The organism is Nostoc sp., from assembly GCF_036919575.1.
Lineage (GTDB): Bacteria > Cyanobacteriota > Cyanobacteriia > Cyanobacteriales > Nostocaceae > Nostoc.
On the sequence record NZ_JBALBY010000092.1, the window covers coordinates 191,188 to 197,187 of the forward strand.

The 6,000-nt window shown below is 45.0% G+C and carries 5 protein-coding genes; 2 read left to right on the forward strand and 3 right to left on the reverse strand.

Annotation, left to right across the window (positions count from 1 at the left end):
• Positions 1–113 precede the first annotated feature (113 nt).
• Positions 114–1,694, forward strand: coding sequence for a phosphoglycerate dehydrogenase (gene serA / locus V7K27_RS23820; RefSeq protein ID WP_334950593.1), 1,581 nt, complete (start codon positions 114–116; stop codon positions 1,692–1,694).
• 78 nt (positions 1,695–1,772) lie between these two features.
• Complete coding sequence (gene prmA / locus V7K27_RS23825) at positions 1,773–2,693, forward strand: 50S ribosomal protein L11 methyltransferase (protein ID WP_334950595.1); 921 nt, start codon at positions 1,773–1,775, stop codon at positions 2,691–2,693.
• 595 nt (positions 2,694–3,288) lie between these two features.
• Here the strand turns inward: prmA and V7K27_RS23830 are convergent.
• The 3 genes from V7K27_RS23830 to V7K27_RS23840 form a co-directional block, all read right to left on the reverse strand.
• Positions 3,289–3,429, reverse strand: a complete 141-nt coding sequence (locus tag V7K27_RS23830) for a hypothetical protein (protein WP_334950596.1) — start codon at positions 3,427–3,429, stop codon at positions 3,289–3,291.
• A gap of 51 nt (positions 3,430–3,480) precedes the next feature.
• Complete coding sequence (locus V7K27_RS23835) at positions 3,481–5,643, reverse strand: pentapeptide repeat-containing protein (RefSeq protein WP_334950597.1); 2,163 nt, start codon at positions 5,641–5,643, stop codon at positions 3,481–3,483.
• 146 nt (positions 5,644–5,789) lie between these two features.
• The coding region (locus tag V7K27_RS23840) for a hypothetical protein (RefSeq protein WP_334950598.1) at positions 5,790–6,000 on the reverse strand (211 nt) is incomplete at its 5' end.

Sequence of the window (6,000 nt, forward strand, 5' to 3'; positions counted from 1 at the left end):
AAGTAAAGGTTAAGTTGATATTAAAACGAATAATTTTTGCTGAATTGCGACAGATAAAGACTAAACTGAAAAGTCTTGTGCAGCAAAACCTGTAGCTTTAAAATGAAGTAATCATGTCTAAGGTTCTTGTCTCTGATTCTATTGACCAAGCTGGAATTGACATTCTTTCGCAAGTTGCTACCGTTGATGTCAAACTAGGTCTAAAACCAGCCCAACTGATCGAAATTATTGGTCAGTATGACGCGCTGATGATTCGCTCTGGTACACGCGTCACCCAAGAAATCATTGAAGCCGGTACCCAGCTAAAAATCATCGGTCGGGCTGGTGTAGGTGTGGATAATGTGGATGTTCCTGCTGCCACACGCCGGGGAATTGTGGTAGTCAATTCTCCAGAGGGAAATACAATTGCTGCCGCCGAACACGCACTAGCGATGATTTTGGCTTTGTCTCGCCACATCCCCGATGCTAACGCTTCGGTGAAACGCGGTGCGTGGGATCGCAATAGCTTTGTCGGCGCGGAAGTCTACAAAAAAACTCTCGGCGTTGTCGGTTTGGGTAAAATTGGCTCCCATGTCGCCTCTGTAGCTAAGACAATGGGGATGAAACTCCTAGCTTATGACCCTTTTATTTCTACAGACCGAGCCGAACAACTTGGCTGTCAGTTGGTGGAGCTAGATTTACTCTTCCAGCAAGCAGATTATATTACGCTACACATCCCCAAAACCCCAGAAACTACCCACTTAATCAATGCCACAACCCTGGCAAAAATGAAACCCACGGCCCGGATTATCAACTGCGCTCGTGGTGGGATCATTGATGAAGTAGCTTTAGCAGCAGCTCTGAAAGCGGGTACAATCGGGGGTGCAGCCTTGGATGTGTTCGAGTCAGAACCACTGGGTGAATCTGAGTTGCGATCGCTAGGCAAAGAAATCATCCTCACCCCCCATTTGGGAGCCTCCACTACGGAAGCTCAAGTAAATGTGGCCATTGATGTTGCCGAACAAATTCGAGATGTACTTTTAGGACTACCAGCACGTTCAGCCGTCAACATTCCCGGACTCGGCCCCGATGTGTTGGAAGAACTCAAACCCTATATGCAACTAGCAGAAACTCTAGGTAATCTAGTGGGACAGCTAGCTGGTGGACGGGTGGAAACCCTCACTGTGCGACTCCAAGGCGAACTAGCGACCAACAAAAGTCAGCCTTTGGTAGTAGCAGCCCTGAAAGGATTACTTTACCAAGCTTTGCGGGAACGGGTAAATTACGTAAATGCCAGCATAGAAGCCAAAGAGCGCGGAATCCGGGTGATTGAAACCCGCGATGCTTCCATTCGAGACTATGCCGGAACGCTTCATCTAGAAGCCACAGGTACTTTAGGTACTCATTCGGTAACAGGCGCGTTGTTGGGTGAGCGAGAAATCCACCTCACCGACGTTGATGGTTTCCCGATTAACGTCCCACCCAGCAAATATATGCTATTTACCCTGCACCGCGATATGCCGGGGATTATCGGTAAACTTGGTTCCCTACTCGGCAGTTTTAATGTGAATATTGCCAGTATGCAAGTAGGTCGTAAAATCGTCCGTGGTGATGCTGTAATGGCTCTGAGTATAGATGACCCCTTACCTGAGGGCATTTTGGGTGAGATTATAAAAGTCCCTGGTATTCGGGACGCGTATACGGTAACTCTTTAGAAGTCAGGAGTCAGGAGCCAGGAGTCAGAAGAAATAATTCCTCCTGACTTCTGAATTCTGACTCCTGAATTCGGAATTATGGCAAACACCTGGTGGGAACTACAGATTTTATGTGAGCCAGACCTAGAAGATTCGATCTTTTGGCGACTGGAAGATTTTGGCTGTCGTGGTACAGCTAGTGAAAACAAAGGAAATTTATCTTTAGTAAGAGCTTATCTGCCGACAATTGAAATACAGCTACTAGATTTGGCAGCGCTGTCGCTGTGGCTGCGTCAAGATGCCCTTTGTATAGGACTTTCATCTCCCGCCCTGCAATGGCAGTTAATTGATGAGGAAGATTGGGCGACTAGCTGGAAACAATATTGGCATCCGCAGGAAATAGGCGATCGCTTCCTGATCAACCCGGCTTGGCTACCATTACCAGAAACAACGGAACGGTTAGTGATTCGTCTTGACCCTGGTGTAGCATTTGGTACGGGCAACCATGCCACCACTCAGCTATGTTTGGAATCCCTGGAAATGCGGCTGAGTGGAGTTTCTCAGTCGTTTGTGGGTAATAGTGGCAAACATGAACATCTGGTAATTGCGGATATTGGCTGTGGTTCTGGTATCCTTTCCATTGGGGCGCTGCTACTGGGAGCCGAGAAAGTTTATGCAGTAGATACTGACCCTTTGGCGGTGCAATCAACTATCAGCAATCGTACCCTGAACGACATTAGCCCAGAACGTTTACTACCTGCACAGGGAAGTGTAGACGTTTTGACACAACTGGTTTCTCAACCAGTGGATGGTATCGTTTGTAATATTTTGGCTGACGTGATTATTGAGTTGGTTCCCGAAATGAGTGCGATCGCTAAACCTGAGACTTGGGCTATCTTCAGTGGTATTTTACTGGAACAATCTAAAGCTGTTGCTGACGCTTTAGAAGAAAATGGTTGGGTCGTTGCTACCTTGTGGAAACGCAAAGAATGGTGTTGCTTGAATGTACGGCGTTCATGAACTCAGTGGATACTAGTACACTGTGGCGGAATTCGTAATTCGTAATTCGTAATTCGTAATTAATTGTTTGCAAGGGTTTGAGACATTTCAAATGGGTGGCTTATTTACGCCGTGCTGTACTAAGCTGTTGCGTATTTAATTTGTATATTGGACGCGGGCAAGATGCCCGCACTACAATATTTTTGGGTTTTCGTGTTATGCAATTTAGCTGCACATCAACTTAGTACACTGTGGCGGAAGTTTGCCGTTGCATTTAGTCTCAAAATATCGCAGTAAACTGTAGTTAAGCGTAGTCATAGCTATCTTTTAACGTGTCTTTTCGTATAAGACCCGGATGAAGTCTGCTATTCCTTTCGGTCAGAGGCAAATTTTTAGGACTTACGCAGTGTACAAATGCATCATGATATGCACTAGCTAAAATAGGTTGTTTCAGGCTTTTATTAATTATCCTGCGATCGTAAATAGACCATGCTGTAGGGGCACAGCAATGCTCATGCGTGTCAACTTAAGCTCAAACCCCTTTAAAACCTCGTTTCCAGCTTCTTGCTGGAAATGCACCTCATTGCGGCTCTGCCGCTAGTCTTGAGGCGGAGCCTCAACGACAGGCATTCCCAGTCAGAGACTTCTTTTCGAGACTATCTCTAAAAGCTGGTTCTAGACTGGCTTTAACCTTAAGTTGACACCAATGAGCTTTTTCTGTGCCCTTACGAAAGATGTGGTTTTTAACTTTATCCATGTTTGGTATTTCTTGTCAATGCGTAAGTCCTAATTTTGAATCACAAGCGGATTACCCTAAACCCAGAAAAGTTGAAATTAACGGCAATAGATTGCTGCACTGTTCAACCAACTTTGTGGCACTGGGTAAACTAGCGATCGTCCCTTTTAAAATCTTTATAGCCGTTTTCCCCGCTTTTTGCATTCCCCCTTCTTGAGGACTTTTCCCCACTTCTGCTAAGGCTTTCACTTGCTCTAATGCGTCAGCTTTATCTTCTGGCGGTAAGTTTGTATCAGCCTCAATTGCTGCTTGCAATTGCGTCAACAATTCCTTAATTCCCGGTTTATCTGGTTCGGGTGATGCTGCTAACTCGTTGATAGTATTTGTTACCGTACCACTGATGTCACCCAAATTTAAAGCTTGTCCACTAGCATTAAAATCTCTGCCAACACTGCCAATTTCAATTTTGCGGCTGGCATCATTGCTATTAGTCATATTTTTATTCTCTACTTTGTTGTCAACTTGAACATTAATCGGCTTATTCGCTAATAATTTGACAATCTCTGCCATCTCTCCACTTGTTTGGCGATAAATGACTATCTGCTCATCTTTAGCTTGTAATTGTGCTTTATATTTTTCTTCTACAGCTTGCAGTGCCACTTGATAATTTTGCGTAAAATCGCTATGAATCTTTTCTTTATCAACATCAAAAGGTACACCGACTTTAACGACAACAACCCCGTCACCTTTATTTTCAATACTCTGTAAAGCTAATTCTGTGCCTTGGTTTTGGTCTTGCACTGTTTGGAAAGCGTTAACAAAAGCTTTCCAGTCTATGCCATCGCGGAAAATTAAATCGACAGTATTCAAAACCTCTTCAAACAGCTTGCTAAATTCTCCTGGTTGAAATTCGCCACTACTGGGACGGCGTTCGCGGTCATCTGTTTCAGACTTTGGGTTTTCGAGAAGATAGATAAAGCGACAATCTACATTATCTAATTTGGTTGTACTTTCAATATTCCACGCTTCCACACAAGCGCCTGTCATTTGAGCGCTGGTGAAGTTAGTACCTACAGCTTGAGCTAGAGTTAGGTTTGCCCGCTCTAAACAAGCACCTTGGAAGGTGGCTTCTGTAATATCAGCATCTTTTAGATTCGCTTCCTTTAAATCTGCACCGATCAGGTTTGCACCTTTTAAGTCAGCATCAGCATAAGATTTTCCTCTACCATTGCCAGTCACTAGCAAATTGAGAACATCTCGGTTAGCTAATATTAAGTTGTCTACTCTAGCAAAGTCTAATTTTTTAGCTTCATAAAAACGAGTGCGTGTGAGGTTGGACTTTCTCAAATCTGTATTTTTAAGAGTTGCACCAGTAAAATCAGCATCAGTTAAATTAGCATTACAAAAACTTGTACCACCTGTAGCTGCAAAAGCGATCGCAAATGAGCGAACCCAAGCTTCTTTTTCATTTCCAGCCAGACTACGCCAGCCAATGTAAGCACTAAATAATGTAAACACTACGGCAAAGCCTCCGGTGAAGGCTACGGTAAAAGCTCCGGCTCCGGCTACAGCTGAGGCGAAGGCTAAAGCAAAGGCTACGGTCAAGGCTAAGACTACGGTCAAGGCTAAGACTACGGCTACGGTTACGGCAAAGGTTACGGTTACGGCAAAGGCTCCGGCTACGGCTCCGGTGAAAGCTACGGCGAAAGCTCCGGCAAAGGCTACGGCAAAGGCTCCAGCGAAGCCTACGGCGACGGCGACGGCGAAGGCTAAAGCAAAGGCGAAAGCTTCGGCTCCGGCTCCGGTAAAAGCTACGGCTCCGGCAAAGGCGAAGGCAAAGGCAAAGGCGAAGGCAAAGGCTACGGTTCCTAAACCTGTTGTCAAACCCTTATAAATGGTAATAATCCAAAAAACCAGCATCACAATTAGGGAGACTATCCCCGCGATGAAGTTTGCAGTCCTTTGGGCTTCGGTGTTAAAAAGATATGCTACAAATACACCAAAAGTAATTGAGAAAAATCCTGATATTCCCGATAGCAGCCATGACGACATAAGCAACCCAATAGTCCAACGTCGCTGTAGTCCAGCCTTAGTACCTGTGAAATCAGCATCTTTGAGAATCGCGTTGGTAAAATCTGCCCCTTTAATATCCGCCTTGCTAAAGTTTGCCCCAGTCAGGTTTTGACCTTTAAAAGAGCGACCTTGCAGATTTTGACCGGAGTAGTCTGGCGGCATAATTGCGTCAGCAAGAAATTTTTAATCAGATTTTATACAACTGTACTCTGCAATATTTCGGATTTTGGTAAAATAAAGAAAATACAAAAATTTTCGATGTAACACGCGGTATAGGTGCATAACTGTGCGTGCTTACCTTTGAATGCTTAAGGTGTCATCAGCAATATTGAAGTTGGTGTCACCATATTTAAGCTGTAGTTATGAATGTTGTAACGGGAGCGGTCTACCTCATGACGGGAGTGGTTCCCGAACTTATGGGAGCGGTCTACCTCGTGACGGGAGTGGTTCCCGAACTTATGGGAGCGGTCTACCTCGTGACGGGAGTGGTTCCCGAACTTATGGGAGCGGTCTACCTCG

Bases quoted from the DNA above. Each gene is read 5' to 3' on its own strand.
- V7K27_RS23830 (WP_334950596.1), bottom strand. From the start codon at position 3,429: ATGGATAAAGTTAAAAACCACATCTTTCGTAAGGGCACAGAAAAAGCT.
- serA (WP_334950593.1), top strand. From the start codon at position 114: ATGTCTAAGGTTCTTGTCTCTGATTCTATTGACCAAGCTGGAATTGAC.
- prmA (WP_334950595.1), top strand. From the start codon at position 1,773: ATGGCAAACACCTGGTGGGAACTACAGATTTTATGTGAGCCAGACCTA.
- V7K27_RS23835 (WP_334950597.1), bottom strand. From the start codon at position 5,643: ATGCCGCCAGACTACTCCGGTCAAAATCTGCAAGGTCGCTCTTTTAAA.